Genomic DNA, 18,632 nt, shown 5'->3' with positions numbered 1-18,632 from the left:
ATTATGCAGTCAACAGATAAAAAAATTATCGGACGATTAGAGTCGATTGCTTTACCAGAATTAGGTATTGAAGAGTTAGAGGTACGCGTCGACACTGGTGCCAAAACATCTTCCCTACATGTCGATAACATTAGTAAATTTATGGAAAATGGAAAACCTTGGGTGCGCTTTGATATTCACCCCGATATCCATAATGTCGACAAATTAATGACTTGTAAGGCGATCATCAGTGATATTCGAAAAATTAAATCTTCAAATGGTGTAGCAGAGCAACGCTACGTGATAAAAACACCGATGACCTTAGGTGACGACAGTTGGCCGATTGAGATAACCTTAACAGATCGTGCTGATATGAACTATTTGATGTTATTTGGACGAGAAGCAATTGGCAAACGCTTATTGGTTGATGCCTCAGAGGTATTTTTAGTACCACTACAAGGAAAGTAGCTCTCTATTTATCATTTTTATTTAGTTAGTTAATCTTAGTTTATAGATAAAGTCAGTCGTTAAGTGAATCCAAATAAAAGCACACAACTATTTTGTTGTGTGCTGCAATGAGAGGAACGATTTCCCCTTCCCTACAAAGCTAACGACATTACAATCACAGTACCTTACTGAGAAACTGCTGTGTTCTCTCACGCTGTGGATTATCCAATACCTGTTGTGGGGTACCTATCTCTTCAATCAATCCTTCATGAAAGAAGGCAACCTTATCAGAAACCTCTTTTGCGAAGGCTATTTCATGGGTAACACAAATCATGGTCATGCCATCATCACGTAGCAATCTCAGGGTATCTAATACTTCTCCTACGAGCTCAGGATCCAGCGCAGACGTTACCTCATCAAATAACATGTAGGGCGGCTCCATCGCTAATGCACGTGCAATTGCAAGACGCTGCTGCTGACCACCTGACATACGTGTGGGATATTCATGCAGTTTATCGCCCAAGCCAACGTGAATGAGCTCTTTGGTAGCAATCTCTTGCGCCTTCTCTTTACTGAAGCCTTTTACGATCTGTGGTGCAAGGGCTGCATTTTCTAACACCGTTAGATGAGGAAAAGAGTTCCATTGCTGAAATACCATGCCCAAATTTTGTCTTAATTTATTAATATCGGTTTTTTTATCGTGCACATCAATACCATCAACGATGATATTACCGCTATTGATCTTCTCGATCGCATTAATGCAGTATAAAAGCGTCGATTTACCACTGCCGCTGGCACCAATAATACTCACCACTTCGCCGCGGTTTACATTTAAATCGATCCCTTTTAATACTTCCAAATCGCCAAATGATTTATGAACACCTTTAATTTCAATCATATTTCCATTTTCCTTTCTACATATTTTCCATAACGCGATAACGGGTAAGAGATCATAAAATAAAATAACCCTACACCGATTAATATCATAATCGGTTGTTGTGTTCTTGAAATCAACTGCTCTGCTGTTCTTAACAGTTCCATATAACCAATCACTGATACCAGTGCAGAGTCTTTTATGACACTCAATGCAACACCAAGCCAAGATGGAAAAACAGCTCTCATACCAATAGGGATGCGAATGTATCTAACTGTTTGCAGATAATTTAATCCTAGTGAACGCGCCGCTTTAATTGTCGATGTAGGCACACTATCAAAACCACTTCTAAAGACCTCACTCATAAATGCCATTGTATACAGCGATAATATAATTGAACCCGCTGCGAAAGGATTAAGTGGATAACCCATCGCACCAATAAAGGTGGTAAACAGAATCAGTTGAATAATCAATGGCACCGATCTAAGTACATCTAAAAAAGCGCCTAACAACATATTGATCGATTTATTGGACTCAGCTCTTACAAAACCAACTAACAACCCTAATAAACTGCCGACAATAATCGCAACAACAGAGATATAAACGGTATTTAAAATACCCGTTAAAATAAAACCAGAATCACTCCAAGAGAGCGGTGTAAATAAATTCATTATGAAAGCTCCCCTTTGAACACTTTCTTAGCAATCAAGCTAGAAGTAAACAATACCAACTTAGTGATCACAAAATACATCGCAGCAGCAACCATAAAAAACTCTAAGGTTCTAAATGAGGTTGATTGTAACCTTTGTGTCTCGCCAGAAAGTTCATTCATTCCCACTAAAATACCCAGTGAGCTCATTAATATTGACCAAACAAATTGATTGGTCATTGGATGATAAATTCGACGAAACATTTGCGGTAAAATAACATAACGATAAACTTTAATGTTATTCATACCTAACGATTTTGCCGCACTGTATTGAGTAGTAGGAATAGATTGAAATCCACCTCTAAAGGTTTCTGCTAGATAACCGGCATTGATAAAAACCAACGCTGAAAAAACAGCAAGATAAGGACTTAAATGGATGCCATAGGCACCGAGACCAAAATAGGCCATGTAGATAAGGAATAGTGCGGGTGTGTTTCTAGCTATCTCAATCCATATATTGGCAAAATGATAAAAAACCTTATTGTTAGACAGCTTGCCTAACGCCAATAATACAGCGATAACAATGCCCACCAGCATTGATAGTACCGAAACGTGTACGGTGGTAAATGCACCACTTAACAGTTGTGGAAACGCATCAAAAACCACATTCCAATGAAATTCGTAATTGTTCATATATCCTCTTTAATAAGTACCTTGGCTGCCCTTATTAGAGCCACCACTTATAAAGACTAAGGGTTCACTACTCATTATCGTTCCATAATCCATAAAAGATAAAAAATATTGTTCATAGGACGCTTGAATTAAGCTAACGATGGAGGAGTTGGTAGTTTTACCCAGAGGTTTGATACCCTCCAGCTAAGCTGGAGGATGATAGTTCGACAACGTTACTTATTGTCTCTTAAAGACTGCACCATATCTGGCGATACAGCGGTACCAAAATGCTTCATATGAAGTTCATTTAAACGACCATCTCGAATCTGGTGTACTAAAAATAGGTTTAGATACTTAATCCAAGCAAGCTCGTCTCTTTTAGCAATAAGGCCCACTACATCATCATAGTTAGGCACATAAGGACCCGCGACAAAACCGTCAAATTGACCCGAAGTTAATTTAGTGGCTATATTCGTATTAGTAGAAATAAGTGCATCAATTTTACCTTGGTATAGACCTAGAAACGCATCGTTCTCTGATTTAAACGAGGTGTAATTGTCACGGCCCCACCCTTTTGAGTCGGCGTATTTAAAGTATTCAGTCTCATAAGTTGTACCAAGTGCAGCACCTACTTTAACATCTTTCAGGTCATCAAAAGACGCCATTCTCACACCTTTTTTAGACAGTACTTGGAACTTAAATACAAAGTAAGGATAGGTAAATCCAACTGATTTTGCACGTGCTAACGTATCTGAAGTTGAACCTACAACAACATCTGTTTTCGCTGATATTAATGAAGGAATACGATCTCCCCAAGTCAGATTGATCACTTCTGATTTAACGCCTAAAACAGCCGCTAAATCGTTACAGTAATCGACATCAAACCCTGCCGGTTTATTGTCTTTATCGGTATAACCCATTGGTGGAAAATCCAGTACAACACCACAATTTAATGTACCGCGTTTTATTACGTCATCAAGCTTATCTGCACTAGCATTAGAAAATGCACCTATGGCAGCAATTGAAGCAACAACTAACGATATTTTCTTTATTAATTTCATACCTTCTCCTTGGTTTTAATTTAACATCGACTCTATATTATTACGTCAAGATGACTAAATGCATCTCAACTTGCGCTAATAAAATAGCACATCCTATTACAAACTAACGTTATTTTTCATAAATGAGTGCTATTTATTTAATATTTTCAATAGTGTAGCAAATTTAAAAATTCCTGCCCATCGCACTGCAATTATTTATTGTTAGACCGTGATATACAAAAAATAGACCTTACAAACTATCGCTCAAAACAACAAATCACTCCCCGTCCCCCCCTATTGTAAAATTACAGCCTACTTACATTAACAGCCGATATTCCATTAATCGTTCAAAATCCCCCGTAAAGTTAATTAACATTATTGCTAGGTTCTTCTATAAAATGAGTTTTTATAGAAGTGAAAACCTCTTAACCCACTTAATTAAGGCAGCACAATGATTGATGAAATACTCATGGGGCATCCACTAATGGCAAAGTGCACTAAGTTTGTCACTCGCCACAAACCGCTAACCCATCGTCAATGGTTAGCCGCAATGCAACAAGCACCTCAATTAGACCTTGCACTTGATATATATGGCGAAGGGCCAACCATTGATATTTTAGAAGACAAGATGGCTAAACTTCTGGGCAAAGAAAAAGCTATTTTTGTACATAAAGGCATGGTGGGTCAGCATAGTGTTCTGCTCCAACACGCTAAGGCATCAGGCAAGTCAAAAATTGCTATTCACCCGCAATCCCACATACACCATGATGAGTCAATGGCTTACCAAGAGCTGTTAGGGTTAGAGGGCGTAATGTTTGGTAAAAATGGTTGTGCGATAGAGGAGGATGACATTAATGGCCTACCTGCAGATCTTGCGCTTATCTCCGTAGAACTGCCAATCCGTCGCGCAGGTTATCGTTTACCTGAGTGGGAAACACTGATGCACTTAAAGCTGCATTGTGAAACAAACGCAATTCCTCTTCATATTGATGGTGCGCGCTTATTTGAATGTGCCGATTATTGGCAAAAGTCCTATGCCGAAGTTGCTGCACTCGCTGATTCGGTATACGTGTCACTGTATAAAACCTTAGGGGCTGCTGCTGGCGGAATTATTGCTGGTGACAAAGCGTTTATTGAGCAATTGCTGCCATGGCGTAGCCGATTAGGTGGTAATATTCTTACCGTTTTCCCCTATGTATTATCCGCCCTCGTGGGTATTGAAAAGTACTTACCTAGGGTTTCAGAGTTTAACCAACGCGCCTTAACCCTCTCGCAGCTGATAAAGGACAAATTGGGGGATTGTGCCATACCGAATAAAGTTCAATGCAATGGTTTTGTGGTGGAATTACCCATTACACCGAGCCAGCTTAAAGAGAAAGCCTTATCCGTTGCTGAAAATGAGCGCATTTGGTTATTTGATCGAATAATCGCCACTGAAAATAATACTAGCCATTTTGAAATTCAAATCGGTGACGCAATGGATGATTGGAGTGATCAAGCGTATGTGAATAAACTCGCTAGCCTGTTATAACAGTTTGTCCTGTTGCAATTATCTTTAGCCCAATAGCACTAAACACGCTATTGGGTTAATAATGTTTGTACTTGCCCTGTATTGAAAGGTCTCACGAGGCGCGCAACTTCTTGTCCATCATGTAACAGGATTAAAGTCGGCCAAAGTTTAACGCTGAATAAACGACCGAGCTTTTTACCCTTACCGTCATATACCTTGATATGCGTGACATCTGCATAGTTAGCTAATACCTCTTGTATTACAGGTTTTGCAGCTTGGCAGTGGCCGCACCAAGGTGTTCCAAATTCAATCATAGTATGACCGCTTAATTCACTCACTTGATTAACGGTCAACGCATCTTCTTGGTAATCTGGATTAATCTCTGTTGGTTCTACTTTCATACTCTCATCTCCTGCAATGATATAACCAAGGTCACTTTATTTTAATAGTGTATTAACATCATACTCCATTGTAGTAAAAAGCGGCGGATCTAACTTTTTGCATTTACAGCCAAAAAAACATGTTAAAAATATGTTAACAGTCACACCTTGAGCTAACATAAACATTTATATCACCAATAAATGACATTAACTTGAAGTTCACTACTGATAAGTGAAGATAATATTTATGTATACAAAATACTATATATCATTAATTTTAGGGGTTCTTCTGTGTTCAATTGTTCCTATTACGGTGTATTTATTGTCCGGAGAAAAAACCACAGAACAAGCCTATATTAAAACGGTCTACTATTTCGAACAGGTTGATGGTCCTATTCAGCCAATACCACGTAAGTTAGATATTGATAAGCGTTGGTTAACCTTGGGTAAAGCACTTTTTCATAGCCCATTGTTATCTAAAGATAATACGATTTCATGCTCCTCATGCCACTTGATCGATTTCGGCGGGGATGATGGTTTTCCTGTATCAACAGGGATCAAGAATGCTGAAGGTGTCCGTAACTCTCCCACCGTGTTTAATGCCTCTTTTAATTTTAGGCAGTTTTGGGATGGACGAGCGAGTTCACTTAGCGAACAAATCGCAGGCCCGGTTCATAACCCAACCGAAATGGGTTCATCATGGGCAGAAGTTGTTGAGAAGCTAAATAAAGATGCTTATTTTAGTAAAACATTTCAGAAATTAAGCCCACAGGGTATTACGACTGACAATATCATCAAAGCCATTACTATTTACGAAGAATCCTTGATCACCCCCAATGCCCCCATTGATCGCTATTTATTAGGCGACAAATCGGCGCTCTCAGAGCAGCAAAAACGAGGATTAACTTATTTTATTAATTATGGATGTGCAAGTTGCCACCAAGGAAAAAATATTGGCGGTAATATTTTTCAAAAACTAGGCCGTGTTAATGATATTCCTGAAATACTGACGTTAGATCAAGGCAAGTTTGAGGTTACAAAACGCGATCAAGATAGATATATATTTAAAGTCCCAAGTCTACGAAACATTGCAGATACCGGCCCTTATTTTCACAATGGATCAATTGACAATTTACCCGAGGCGGTGCGTATTATGGCGAGTTCTCAGTTAGGAAGAGTGTTAACTGACGAGGAAGTAAGGGATATTGTTGCTTTATTGGGTGCTTTCAGTTCGAAAGTGATCGAGGTGCAATAAAGTGACTAAATTTAAATATATTCCAGAGATATTTTGCTTACTGTTATTTACCTATTTTTCAACCTCTTGGGTATTATCGATAGAAGATGATAGATCCAAAAAAGCCTTACTGGCTCCCCTATTGACATTGGAAATATTAATACCACAGCATAAAGTAGAATTGCTTAATGCTAACTTTAGTGATCAATTACATTATGACAAATTAGCCCAACTACAGTTTGAAATTGAAGGTTTACTGTTTGAGGCTACCCTCAATCAGAAATCAAATCGACTATTAAAAGACTATAAAGAAACATCTTTAAACTACATCCAACTCACCAGCATGCTCAAAACATCTCAGCGTTTGATCAGTGAAAACAGTTCTCTTAATGATCAAAAATTACAAGGATTAATGGATGCTATTCGATTGCAGATGTTTGCATTTATTACAACACACAAACAAGAAGACAAAGAAAAGGTCGTTAACTTATTAAATAAAATAGATACTGGCAATACACAGCAAGGTAACTGGCAATACTTACAACTCATTAAATTACATAGTTTATTCGTCTTAGATAATTATGAGCTGACAGCAAGTTATCGACAAAAGTTAATAGAAATGCCGGTCATAGAATCCGTTATTAAAGAGCTTGAACAATTAAATATTGAAATTGATAAAATTGCATTAAAGCAACTTATTGCCCTGTTTAGCGTCGTTTTAGTGTTTTTATTTCTTTTTATTCTGATCATTAAACGTCACCAATCCGCCTTAGAAGAAACCTCAGAATTGCATCGCAAAGCAGTACAAGTTAAAACACAATTTTTGGCTAACATGTCACATGAAATTCGAACACCAATGACCGGTGTGATTGGTTTAGTTGAACTCACGTTACAAACCGACCTAGATGAAGAACAACGTGACTACTTAGAAAAAATTCAATTCTCTGCAGACTCATTGCTGGTGATCATCAATGATATATTGGACTTCTCCAAAATAGAGTCTGGAAAATTGCCCATTGAGCATATTGTTTGGCAACATGACAAATTAATCGATAATGTCAATATGATGCTCGGCAAGGTGGCAGAAGAGAGAGGTATTGAATTAATTTTTGATTTAGCACCAGACATCCCTAATCAAATGGTTGGTGATCCGGTCCGTGTTAATCAAATATTATTGAACCTACTCTCTAACGCGATTAAGTTCACCGAACATGGCCATGTAATTTTGAAAGGTTCGATAATAAATCAACAAGAAGATAATAATACGCCGCAAATTTTGTATCAAATTAAAGATACAGGTATTGGTTTATCAGAAGAACAGCAATCCAAACTTTTCCAGCGTTTCTCACAAGCCGATCAATCGACCACAAGAAAATATGGCGGCACCGGTTTAGGACTGGCTATCAGTAAATTACTGGTTGATTTGATGGAGGGGGATATAAACGTCACTAGCCAATTAGGTAAAGGCTCAACCTTTAGTGTACATCTTCCTTTAGTCGTACCAGATACCGATATAGCACCTTCAGCTATCGTTAAACAACAAGGAATGCGCCTATTACTATTAGAGGACAATAAAGTAACTCAAGGTGTGATTAAAAAGATGGCAGAATATTTAGGGGCAAGCGTCGTATTATCTGCCACCGTTTCAGAAGCCAAGGCACTTTGTCATCAACAACAGTTTGATATTGCATTGGTAGACTGGCATTTAGAGGGTGAAACAGGTTTATCGTTCATAAAAGAAATTAAGCAGCAATCCTGTTGTCCGAAAAAGTTTGTTATTTGTAGTGCCTATAGCCAAGGTTTTATAGAAAAAAACTCAACCATCGATGACGCTATTTTATATTTGGCAAAACCGTTGACCGTTTTATCATTGAGCAAAGTGTTAAATAATGAGTATGCAGAAATTAATCCAGCACCTTCTCAAGTACAATTAAACAATCAACACCTTCAACCAGTCAAAGAGAAGCTTGCTCCTCAAACGGATCATCATAATACTATTTTGTTAGTTGAAGATAATAAAATTAACCAACTGATCGCCTCTAAACTTCTGATTAAACTCGGTTTAAATGTCGATGTGGCTGAAAATGGACAAGAAGCGATTGAGATGATAGAAAACAATAACTATCGTGTCGTGCTGATGGATATACAAATGCCAATAATGGATGGTAAGGAAGCGACTATTGAACTGCGTAAAACATATTCCACTGAACAATTAAATATTATCGCATTAACCGCCAATATTACTGAAGAACACATTGTTTATTATAAAGAAATTGGCATGAATGGTCATTTAGGTAAACCCTATGAATTAGAAAAAATACGAGAGATATTAACCGTCTTTTATTCATTAAATGACTAGGGCTGTTGACCTTTGCCGTTTGAATTTTGTTGAACCCGGAGGGCAGTATTTTCACATCAAAATTTGCAACGCAGTTGCGAGCAGCTTAAACAGCAAGAATAATCGACGAGGATGGTTTATGTCATTCATCCCATTTAAAGTGCTACAGCCGGATAAATAAAGTACATAAAAGCAAAAAGGCTCATTACTTTACAGTAATGAGCCTTTTCTAATGTGGCGGAGGAGGTCGGATTTGAACCGACGGAGAGCTATTAACCCTCGCTGGTTTTCAAGACCAGTGCATTCAGCCGCTCTGCCACCCCTCCGGAACGAGGCGCATAATAGCAACTTGGTAACAAAAGCCAAGTACTTTTTACAATTATTTGTATATTTAACGCTTTTAAGCGTTTGCCTCTTTTATTGCACTCGATAAAACTTTATATTGCTAATTCCTGTTTCTGTAACCTGCATTCATTTAAGGTTTTATTATATGTTTCAAAACAATCCGTTGCTTAGTCAATTAAAAGAAAAGATTCAACAAGATATTCCCAAGCGTCAAGGTATCGTAAAAGCAACTGATAAAGGTTACGGTTTTTTAGAAACAGACAAAGGAAAACGCTTTTTTATTCCACCAAATGAGATGAAAAAAGTACTTCATGGTGATCGTATCAACGCTTTCATTCGTGAAAATGGCGACAAAAGCAGTGCAGAGCCGAATCAATTAAAAAGTAGCGAAATAGATACTTTTGTTGCGCGACTTGTTATGCAACAGGGCAAAGTATCCATTAAAGCAAATAATCCATTGATTAAAGGTTTCTTCAAAATTCAAGGTGGCCAGAAACTCAAAGAAAATGGTTACCAAGATGGCGATTGGGTATCCGTAAAACTCCTTAAACATGCATTAAATGAGGGTAAAGGTTTCTTAGTTGAAGTCGCAGAAAAAATTGCCGACGCCAATGATCCCTTTGCATATCGTTTAATCACGGTTGCCACCCATAAACTACCCAACAAAGCGCCTGAATTTAACCACCCATGGCAGGTGATTGATCCTGAACTAGAGCGTCAAGATCTCACTAAACTGCCCTTCTTCACTATCGATGGTATCAATACTCAAGATATGGACGATGCGCTATACATTGAAAGTAATGAAAACGGTTGGTTATTAACGGTTGCCATCTCCGATCCAAGTGCTTATGTACCAGAAGATAGTGAGATGGATGCTGAGGCAAAACGTCGTGGTTTTACGCTTTATCTGCCAAACTTTAATGTACCGATGTTACCACGCGATCTCAGTGACAGTTTATGTTCACTGAAAGAAGGTGAGAAACGTGCCACACTGTGCTGCCAGATTGAGATTAATCACGATGGCGAAATCATCGGTGAAACTAAATTCTTTGCTGCGTGGATGAAATCCCATTATCGCCTTAACTATTGTGATGTTTCTAACTATCTTGAAAATGAGTCAGAAAACACTAATCAATGGAAACCTAACCGTCAACTAAGCGAACAACTGCACACATTGAGCGCAGCAACATTAAAACGCTTAGCATGGCGTACAGCTAATAACGTGGTATTTAAAAACCAACCCGATTACACCTTAAAGCTAAATAATAAAGGCGAAGTTTACGAAGTACTTTGCGAACCTAGACGCACAGCTAATCGACTAGTAGAAGAGTCAATGATTGCAGCAAACATCTGCGCAGGTCAATATTTAACCAAGCATAAGCAGCAAGGTGTATTTAACGTCCATTCTGGTTTTGCCAGTGATCGCTTAAACAAAGCGGTTGAGTTACTGGCCGAGTATCAAATTGAATCTGACGTAGAAACATTAAGTTCTTTAGCGGGTTACACCAAAATGCGTCAACAAACAGCGCTGTTGAATAACTGTTATTTAGATCATCGCCTACGTAAATTATTAGCGTATGCAGATACTAAAAGTACACCACAAGAACACTTCACCATGGGCGTTGAAAGTTACGCAACTTGGACCTCACCAATTCGTAAATATGGCGATCTACTTAACCATCGTTTAATTAAATCGATTCTATTAGAGACAGATGATGTTCATATTAGCGAGGAAATTGGCGCACAACTTAACGAAGCACGTAAGTCACAACGTCTTGCGGAACGTGATGTAAATAACCTTTTATACAGCCAGTACCTTAAAGATCAGGTGCAATCACAATGGCGTTTTAAAGCGGAAATTTTTGATATTATCAAAGCTGGTGTCCGTGTACGCATCCAAGAAAATGGTGCAACCTTCTTCATCCCTGCCAGTTTATTATGTAAAGACCCAAAAGAAGCGAAGCAAATCACCTGTGATCGTGAATTAGGTCGTGTGATTGTCGCAGAACAAACCGAGATGCAATTAGGCGATATTATCGATGTCATGCTTAATAATATTAAAGTGGAAACAGGACAATTAATCGGACGCCTTGCCGATCCATTGGTGGTACCCGAGTAAACTCTTAAATCGACTTATTTAATGTTAAGCGAACACATGCTTAACTGATAAAGCCCCCTACTTTCATCACCGTAAGTGGGGGCTATTTATATTCCCCAATCCATTCCAACTTTGTCAGCAAATAACTCTGTTCATATCCTCATAAATTTCGCGGTTAAGAAATTCGCAGAGCTATGTTAAACTGCGCCATTATTTTCTATAACAGGCAACAATAATGAGTCTTGATCTCCTACAGGCTGAACGCCCCCTATTTTCTTATCCCTCTTTTAAAGGCCGTAATGAAAAACCTGCGCCTTTTTTACCAATGTCGCGCAAAGAGATGAGAAAACTCGGTTGGGATAGCTGTGATGTGATTCTTGTTGTTGGTGACGCATACGTTGATCACCCAAGTTTTGGGATGGCGGTGATTGGCCGTACCCTTGAAGCACAAGGTTACCGCGTTGGTATTATTGCCCAACCTGATTGGCACAGTAAAGATGGTTTCATGAAGCTCGGTAAACCAAATCTATTTTTTGGTGTTTCTGCAGGTAACATGGATTCAATGATCAACCGTTATACGGCTGAGCGCCGTATGCGTCACGATGATGCGTACACGCCAAACAACGAGGGTGGTAAACGCCCAGACAGAGCCGTGCTTGCTTATACACAACGTTGTAAAGAAGCCTATAAAGATGTGCCTGTTGTGATTGGTGGTATTGAAGCAAGTTTACGTCGTATTGCCCATTACGATTATTGGTCAGACAAAGTTCGTCACTCCGTATTACTGGATTCAAAAGCTGATATTTTATTATTTGGTAATGCTGAACGCCCACTTCTTGAAGTTGCGCACCGTATTTCGTTGGGTGAAACAACTAAAGAGATGCTCGATATTCGTGGCACCGCAGTATTAGTAAAACATGCGTTACCAGGTTGGGATGGGATTGACTCTCAGCAAGTTGATCAGCTAGGTAAAATCGATCCTATTGTTAACCCCTATGCAGATATTAATGTGCAGTGTGCAACACAGCAGATTGCAGATCAAAGTAGTGCAGAACAAGAAGATGTCACCAAACCGATTACTGTATTGCCACCAATGGCAAAATCTCATAAGAAAAAGCCATGGGAAAATACTTACATTCAGTTACCTAATTACGAAAAGGTAAAAACAGATAAAGTATTATACGCTCACACCTCACGCGTTTTACATCAAGAAACTAACCCAGGTTGTGCTCGCGCACTGGCACAATTTCACGGTCAACGTCTGTTATGGGTAAATCCACCTGCTTACCCATTAACTACCGAAGAGATGGATGCAGTATTTGGTTTACCTTACCAACGTGTTCCTCATCCTGAATATGGTGATGCTAAGATTCCCGCTTACGATATGATCCGTTTCTCAATCAATATCATGCGTGGTTGTTTTGGTGGCTGTACGTTCTGCTCGATTACTGAACATGAAGGACGTGTTATTCAAAGTCGCTCTGAAGACTCAATCGTTAAAGAGATTGAAACAATTCGCGATAAAGTACCTGGTTTTACTGGTGTGATCTCCGACTTAGGTGGTCCAACAGCGAACATGTACCGCTTAAAATGTAAGAGTCCGAAAGCAGAGCAAACCTGTCGTCGACTAAGCTGTGTTTATCCTGATATTTGTCATCATATGGACACTGATCATCAGCACACAATTAGCTTATATCGTCGCACGCGTAAACTACCGGGTATTAAGAAGATCTTGATTGCTTCTGGTGTACGTTACGATATCGCAGTGGAAGATCCATTATACGTAAAAGAGTTAGTTGAGCATCATGTTGGTGGCTATCTTAAAATCGCACCTGAGCATACCGAAAAAGGCCCGCTCGATAAGATGATGAAACCGACCATGAGCAGTTATGAAATTTTTAAACAGATGTTTGAAAAATATTCAAAAGCGGCGAATAAGAAGCAGTATCTGATCCCTTACTTTATCTCAGCACATCCGGGCACAACCGATACCGATATGGTTAATCTGGCAATGTGGTTGAAGAGTAATAACTTTAAGTTAGATCAAGTACAAAATTTCTATCCATCACCGATGGCGAATGCAACTACCATGTATCACACGGAAAAGAACCCGTTACACAAGGTGAATAAAGACAGCGAAAATGTGGTTATCACTAAAGGTGCGCGTCAACGGAGATTACACAAAGCGATTTTACGTTACCATGTGCCTGAAAACTGGCCTGAGATTCGTGAAGCATTAAAAAGACTTGGTCTTGCGCGTAAATTAATTGGCCGCGGTGCAAATTGCCTTGTACCACCAGAGTCTCGTGATGAGTTACAAGCGACGGTTAAAAAAGGCGCGGGTAAAGCAGGTCAACCTGCATTGAGTCGCCACACTGGTTTGGATCAATTTAATCAGAAAGACAAAGTAAAACCGACGGTTAAAAAACGTCTGACTCAGAAAAAAAAGATAGGCTCAACACGTAAAATAAAGTTGGGTAAATAAAAACTAAACAACATTAACGTGCTTCGTCAGTGGTATCATTCGATATATCTGACACTGACGACGCAGTTATGCCCATGCCACTTCAAAATGCAAAGTCAGCAGGCAAATAGTGCCAATATGCTAGGTATAAAATTGAAGGTTAGTTATTCTACATTGATATTTTATAACAACGCAGATTGGTGCTAGTGGCAAGGGTATAAACGTCATGCGTTTTCATGTTATCTCCCCTATTACTGTTTGTTAACACTTATAAAAGGCTCTTCGTGAATATTTTATTTTCAAAAAACGCTCTCATCATGCTGTGTATCTTTAGCATCACAGGTTGTGCGACTCGACCCACTCCTTTACCGGGAGAATATTCGGCATTGTTACCTTGGGGCGCATTAGATCTTGATATTAAAAATCATGATTCACACTACACTCTAAGAGAAAGCTTGGGCAATGTATTAGAAGAGAAAATATCCTCCGTTAATCAAGGTACCTCAGAAAAAGATTTTAATATTCTTGCACTATCCGGTGGAGGTTCCGGTGGTGCTTATGGTGTAGGCCTATTAAATGGCTGGAAAGAGCGTGGCACAATACCAGAGTTCGATGTGGTGACCGCCATTTCGACTGGGTCTATCATGGCTTCTTTTGCTTTTTTAGGTGGCGATAAAATTGATGAATTAACCCCTATTTTTCGCAATTTAGCTTCTGAACATCTTTATAAAAGCAGCTGGTTAAGTGTGTTCAGCGACGCAACAATCTCTGACCCAACACCTTTGAAAGAGTTACTTAAAGCAGGCATTGATGAAGCATTTTTAGCTGAGATTGCTGCAGAGCACAAGAAAGGTCGTCGTTTATATATTGGCAGTACCAATTTAGATACCGGACAGCTAGTTATTTGGGATATGGGTGCAATTGCATCAAGTAATCACAAGGATAAAGTACAACGTTATCGCGATATTATTTATGCATCAAGTGCTGTGCCAGTGATTTTCCCACCTCAATTTTTCGATATAGAGGTCAATGGTCAGCATTATTCACAAATGCATGTTGATGGTGGTGTTTATACTAATATATTTGTCATTGGATTATTTATTGATTGGGTACATGAGTTACAGGTGACATTGGATGACGGTAAACAGATGAACACTAACTTGTACATGATAGCTAACCGTAAATATCGAGAACGACATAACTATGATCCCGTACCATTAAACGTACATACGGTATTAAATTCGTTTATTACCGTCGAAATGGATCTGCTTTTTGACCGCAGCGTATCGCGTATTTATCAAAGTGCGCAGGAAAAAAGGGTTAATTTCCACCTCGCGACCATTCCACAGGAATCAAGCCATATAAAATCAATGATGGAGTTTGTGCCGAGCGAAATGAGAGCAGTGTACGATTTAGCCTATGACGATGCACTTGATGGTTATAACTGGCAAACAGAAATTAATTGGAATGAGTATGATCTGCGCAGTACAACAAATGCAGAGCAAGTCCCAGCCACAGAGACTAATGATTAAACACCACGATTAATACCCTATTTTGAGCATGCGAATAGCATGCTCAAATAAACGACTATCGAAGCAGTAATCGCCAGTTAAATCTCTGAACGACCAGAAAAAGAGTGAGATAATGTTGTACTATCAACAAATTCCAACTCTCCACCTACTGGTACACCGTGTGCAATTCTGCTTACTTTAATATTAAATTTCTTCGACATTTCTGCGATATAGTAGGCAGTCGCTTCCCCTTCTACCGTTGGATTTGTTGCTAAAATAACTTCATTGATATGACCCGATGATAATTGTGACTCTAATAAATTTAAGCCAAGTTGATCCGGTCCAACACCATCTAAAGGTGAAAGGTGCCCCATCAAAACAAAATAAGTCCCTGAAAAAAGGGCAGTTTGTTCAATGGCAAGTACATCAACAGGCATTTCAACGACACAGATAACACCATTACTATTACGCTTTTCATTAACACAAAGATGACAAAGGTCTGATTCGGTAAAAGTACGGCATTGTTTACAGTGCCCTATTTCATGTACCGCGCGCTCTAACACATTACTTAATTTCAATGCGCCTTGGCGGTTTTTATCAAGAAGATGATAAACCATACGCTGTGCTGATTTGGGGCCAACACTTGGTAAACATTGTAAGGCTTGGGTTAATTCATCTAATAAAGAGGTGCTCATTAATGGTTATCTCTGGGTTAATATTTGGGGAGAATACTAACATATAATGATGCTAAGTATTGAATAGCTTTAAGTGCTAAATTGCCCCGTTAAGCATTGTTCATAAGCAATAAAAAAGGGCTAAACCATCACAGTTTAACCCTTCGGTATTTTCGCTAAAAATCACGCGAAGTTTTGGTTAACAAAGTCCCAGTTAACCAATGCCCAGAAACCATTTAGGTAATTTGGACGAACATTGCGATAATCAATGTAATAAGCATGTTCCCACAAGTCAACAGTCAGTAACGTCGTTACAGACTCATCGGTTAATGGTGTAGCTGCATTAGACGTATTAACGATATCTAATGAACCATCTGCTTTTTTTACTAACCATGTCCACGATGAACCAAAGTTGTTTACTGCTTTATCGTTCCAGGCAGTTTTGAATGCTTCAAATGAACCAAAGCTGCTGTCGATAGCGGCTGCAATCGCGCCAGTAGGTTCGCCACCAGCATTAGGTGCTAAACAGTTCCAGTAGAACGTATGGTTCCATACTTGTGCAGCGTTATTAAATAACGGACCTTCGCTGTTTTTAATAATGTCTTCTAATGAGCTCGTTGCTAAATCAGTGCCTTCAATCAGGCCGTTTAATTTTACAACATAAGTCGCATGATGTTTTTCATAGTGAAATTCTAGAGTTTCAGCCGAAATATGAGGCTCTAGTGCATTTTTTGCAAAGGGTAACGCTGGTAGTTCAATTGCCATGATAATATCTCCGAGATGTGCGTAACTGCTTAATTACTAGGATATAACAAATATTTACTGAATTATAATAACTATTCATCTTGGTTAATAAATTGATCTATGTCAAACTATTTATATGGTAAAGTAATCTTTATTATCCCTGTTCATAATAACGTTTTTTTCAGTCACGTTAACGGGTACAATTCATAAAAATCATTATTAGGAAATAAAAATGGAAACGTTAGATAAAATCAAAAGCCAAATTAGTGAAAATAGCATTCTACTTTACATGAAAGGCTCTCCAAAATTACCAAGCTGTGGTTTCTCATCACAAGCATCACAAGCATTAATGCAATGTGGCGCACCCTTCGCTTATGTTGATATTTTACAGAACCCAGATATTCGCGCTGAACTTCCAAAATTTGCAAATTGGCCAACTTTCCCACAACTATGGGTAGGTGGCGAGTTAATTGGTGGTTGTGACATCATCATGGAAATGTTCCAAACAGGTGAACTACAACCAATTATTGCTGAAGCAGCGAAAGCTGACGAAGCAGCTGAATAAACCTCATTATTTAGTAGTAATAAAAAAGGCGCTTAAACTAAGTTTAAGCGCCTTTTTTGTATTTGTTACACGTCACTGTTTAAGGTTACTTAAAATGCGTCACGACGCGCTTCATAGTTATTAGCAAACGCAGTGATCACATCATGCTCATAAGGTTTAAGCCCAGCAACGATTAATCTCTTAACACCCTTACCTGCGAGTTTTTCACCATCAAACATCTCAAATTTCAAGAAACTATTGGCACGTTTAGGCTCAACTTCCAAGGTTGCATCTGCTAATTTTATTTGCATTGCATCATTAAAATCAACGCTTGAAAAATCAAAGCTCATGCTGTTGTACATGACTAAAGGACGATTAGGATTAAACATCACGCCATGCTCTTTCATTAGTGGCATTAATAACGTTGGGAAATTTTGCCCAGAGAACTGACCGTAGTTTTTAATCAGAGACTCAATAAATTGACTGTCTTTGTTAATTTTACCTTTACGTTCGATTTCTAAAACACTTTTACCTTGCTCGTTAGTGATCACGATATGATCATCTGCGGTGTCAGGGAAGTTTAGCCCCATATCTGCACCGACCATATTAGTGAAGGTAAAACTCATCGATTCACTCACGCCATAAGTTTGCAACGCAAGCGAAAATAGAAGATCACCCGGTACACAAAAACGTTTATTTTCTGGATCATGAATCGGATTAAAATCAAAACATTGTCGCTTCGCAAAATGACTCGCCTGCTGTGCTGACACGCTAATTAAATTATCTTTAGTTGTATAAAATGGTGCTAATAACATTAATCTTCTCTGCTCTTTTCTATTTTACAATCTAAACAGTATAACCATTATTGTAAAAGTGAGTGTTCTGGTGGTAGATGTTTCATTATCCATACCACTAATTTATGACGAATATTCGCCGTTGTTTCATCGTTCTTACTGAGTGGCGTAATAAGCTTATCTTGCACCAACAAACGATAGATTACTTCCTGTTTATCCTTCGACGATGTTGTTCCATCAATACCTGCATAACCGCGTTTAAGGGCATAATTTGCTCCTAATTTAATCGCGTGTTGTAATAATTGAGATTCATTCTTGATCTTTTTCATCTGAAC

At 38.7% G+C, this 18,632-nt stretch carries 17 protein-coding genes and 1 tRNA gene; 8 read left to right on the top strand and 10 right to left on the bottom strand.

Annotated elements, in window-relative coordinates; all coding sequences use genetic code 11:
• Nucleotides 1-3: 3 nt before the first annotated feature.
• Nucleotides 4-447 (top strand): ATP-dependent zinc protease family protein, encoded by a 444-nt coding sequence (locus QQK09_RS07070; protein ID WP_284203412.1) that lies wholly within the window; start codon nt 4-6, stop codon nt 445-447.
• Nucleotides 448-601: 154 nt separating this feature from the next.
• On the opposite strand, the gene QQK09_RS07065 is transcribed toward QQK09_RS07070, so the two are convergent.
• From QQK09_RS07065 to QQK09_RS07050, 4 genes are all read right to left on the bottom strand, one after another.
• Nucleotides 602-1,324: an amino acid ABC transporter ATP-binding protein gene (locus QQK09_RS07065; RefSeq protein ID WP_284203411.1), complete on the bottom strand. Its 723-nt coding sequence runs from the start codon at nt 1,322-1,324 to the stop codon at nt 602-604.
• Nucleotides 1,321-1,971 carry an amino acid ABC transporter permease gene (locus QQK09_RS07060; RefSeq protein WP_284203410.1) on the bottom strand — a complete coding sequence of 217 codons (651 nt, stop codon included), beginning with the start codon at nt 1,969-1,971 and terminating at the stop codon, nt 1,321-1,323. Before QQK09_RS07060 ends, QQK09_RS07065 begins: the two co-directional genes overlap by 4 nt.
• Complete coding sequence (locus QQK09_RS07055; RefSeq protein WP_284203409.1) at nt 1,971-2,642, bottom strand: amino acid ABC transporter permease; 672 nt, start codon at nt 2,640-2,642, stop codon at nt 1,971-1,973. Before QQK09_RS07055 ends, QQK09_RS07060 begins: the two co-directional genes overlap by 1 nt.
• A gap of 212 nt (nt 2,643-2,854) precedes the next feature.
• Complete coding sequence (locus QQK09_RS07050; RefSeq protein ID WP_284203408.1) at nt 2,855-3,682, bottom strand: transporter substrate-binding domain-containing protein; 828 nt, start codon at nt 3,680-3,682, stop codon at nt 2,855-2,857.
• A gap of 430 nt (nt 3,683-4,112) precedes the next feature.
• On the opposite strand from QQK09_RS07050, the gene QQK09_RS07045 reads away from it, so the two are divergent.
• Nucleotides 4,113-5,192 carry a threonine aldolase family protein gene (locus QQK09_RS07045; protein ID WP_284203407.1) on the top strand — a complete coding sequence of 360 codons (1,080 nt, stop codon included), beginning with the start codon at nt 4,113-4,115 and terminating at the stop codon, nt 5,190-5,192.
• A gap of 47 nt (nt 5,193-5,239) precedes the next feature.
• Here the strand turns inward: QQK09_RS07045 and QQK09_RS07040 are convergent, their stop codons facing one another.
• Complete coding sequence (locus QQK09_RS07040; protein WP_284203406.1) at nt 5,240-5,572, bottom strand: thioredoxin family protein; 333 nt, start codon at nt 5,570-5,572, stop codon at nt 5,240-5,242.
• A gap of 292 nt (nt 5,573-5,864) precedes the next feature.
• Between QQK09_RS07040 and QQK09_RS07035 the strand changes: the two genes are divergently transcribed.
• A complete protein-coding gene (locus QQK09_RS07035) occupies nt 5,865-6,806 on the top strand; it encodes a cytochrome-c peroxidase (protein ID WP_284203488.1) in 942 nt (313 codons plus the stop codon).
• Nucleotide 6,807: 1 nt separating this feature from the next.
• Complete coding sequence (locus QQK09_RS07030; protein WP_284203405.1) at nt 6,808-9,144, top strand: response regulator; 2,337 nt, start codon at nt 6,808-6,810, stop codon at nt 9,142-9,144.
• A 214-nt stretch (nt 9,145-9,358) separates the two neighbouring features.
• On the opposite strand, the gene QQK09_RS07025 is transcribed toward QQK09_RS07030, so the two are convergent.
• Nucleotides 9,359-9,449 (bottom strand) — tRNA-Ser (locus tag QQK09_RS07025).
• Between the two features lie 164 nt (nt 9,450-9,613).
• On the opposite strand from QQK09_RS07025, the gene QQK09_RS07020 reads away from it, so the two are divergent.
• The 3 genes from QQK09_RS07020 to QQK09_RS07010 all read left to right on the top strand — a co-directional run bounded on the left by QQK09_RS07020 (nt 9,614) and on the right by QQK09_RS07010 (nt 15,562).
• The gene (locus QQK09_RS07020) at nt 9,614-11,587 is read left to right on the top strand and encodes an exoribonuclease II (RefSeq protein ID WP_284203404.1); all 1,974 of its coding nucleotides are present in this window, start codon (nt 9,614-9,616) and stop codon (nt 11,585-11,587) included.
• Between the two features lie 214 nt (nt 11,588-11,801).
• Nucleotides 11,802-14,051: a YgiQ family radical SAM protein gene (locus tag QQK09_RS07015; protein ID WP_284203403.1), complete on the top strand. Its 2,250-nt coding sequence runs from the start codon at nt 11,802-11,804 to the stop codon at nt 14,049-14,051.
• 263 nt (nt 14,052-14,314) lie between these two features.
• The gene (locus QQK09_RS07010) at nt 14,315-15,562 is read left to right on the top strand and encodes a patatin-like phospholipase family protein (RefSeq protein ID WP_284203402.1); all 1,248 of its coding nucleotides are present in this window, start codon (nt 14,315-14,317) and stop codon (nt 15,560-15,562) included.
• Between the two features lie 77 nt (nt 15,563-15,639).
• Here the strand turns inward: QQK09_RS07010 and recR are convergent, their stop codons facing one another.
• Complete coding sequence (gene recR / locus QQK09_RS07005; RefSeq protein WP_284203401.1) at nt 15,640-16,236, bottom strand: recombination mediator RecR; 597 nt, start codon at nt 16,234-16,236, stop codon at nt 15,640-15,642.
• A 162-nt stretch (nt 16,237-16,398) separates the two neighbouring features.
• Nucleotides 16,399-16,980 (bottom strand): superoxide dismutase, encoded by a 582-nt coding sequence (locus tag QQK09_RS07000; protein WP_284203400.1) that lies wholly within the window; start codon nt 16,978-16,980, stop codon nt 16,399-16,401.
• Nucleotides 16,981-17,191: 211 nt separating this feature from the next.
• On the opposite strand from QQK09_RS07000, the gene grxD reads away from it, so the two are divergent.
• On the top strand, nt 17,192-17,524 hold the full coding sequence (grxD, locus tag QQK09_RS06995) for a Grx4 family monothiol glutaredoxin (RefSeq protein ID WP_284203399.1): 333 nt from the start codon (nt 17,192-17,194) through the stop codon (nt 17,522-17,524).
• A gap of 89 nt (nt 17,525-17,613) precedes the next feature.
• Here grxD and QQK09_RS06990 read toward each other — a convergent pair whose 3' ends face one another.
• Nucleotides 17,614-18,318, bottom strand: coding sequence for a DUF3581 domain-containing protein (locus QQK09_RS06990; protein ID WP_284203398.1), 705 nt, complete (start codon nt 18,316-18,318; stop codon nt 17,614-17,616).
• Between the two features lie 47 nt (nt 18,319-18,365).
• On the bottom strand, nt 18,366-18,626 hold the full coding sequence (locus QQK09_RS06985) for a DUF5062 family protein (protein ID WP_284203397.1): 261 nt from the start codon (nt 18,624-18,626) through the stop codon (nt 18,366-18,368).
• Nucleotides 18,627-18,632: the final 6 nt, after the last annotated feature.

The sequence above is a fragment of the Psychromonas marina genome (assembly GCF_030161115.1).
GTDB classification, from domain to species: Bacteria; Pseudomonadota; Gammaproteobacteria; order Enterobacterales; family Psychromonadaceae; genus Psychromonas; species Psychromonas marina.
The sequence above is the reverse complement of the archived record's forward strand: the minus strand, read 5'-3'. Positions and strand labels throughout refer to the sequence as shown.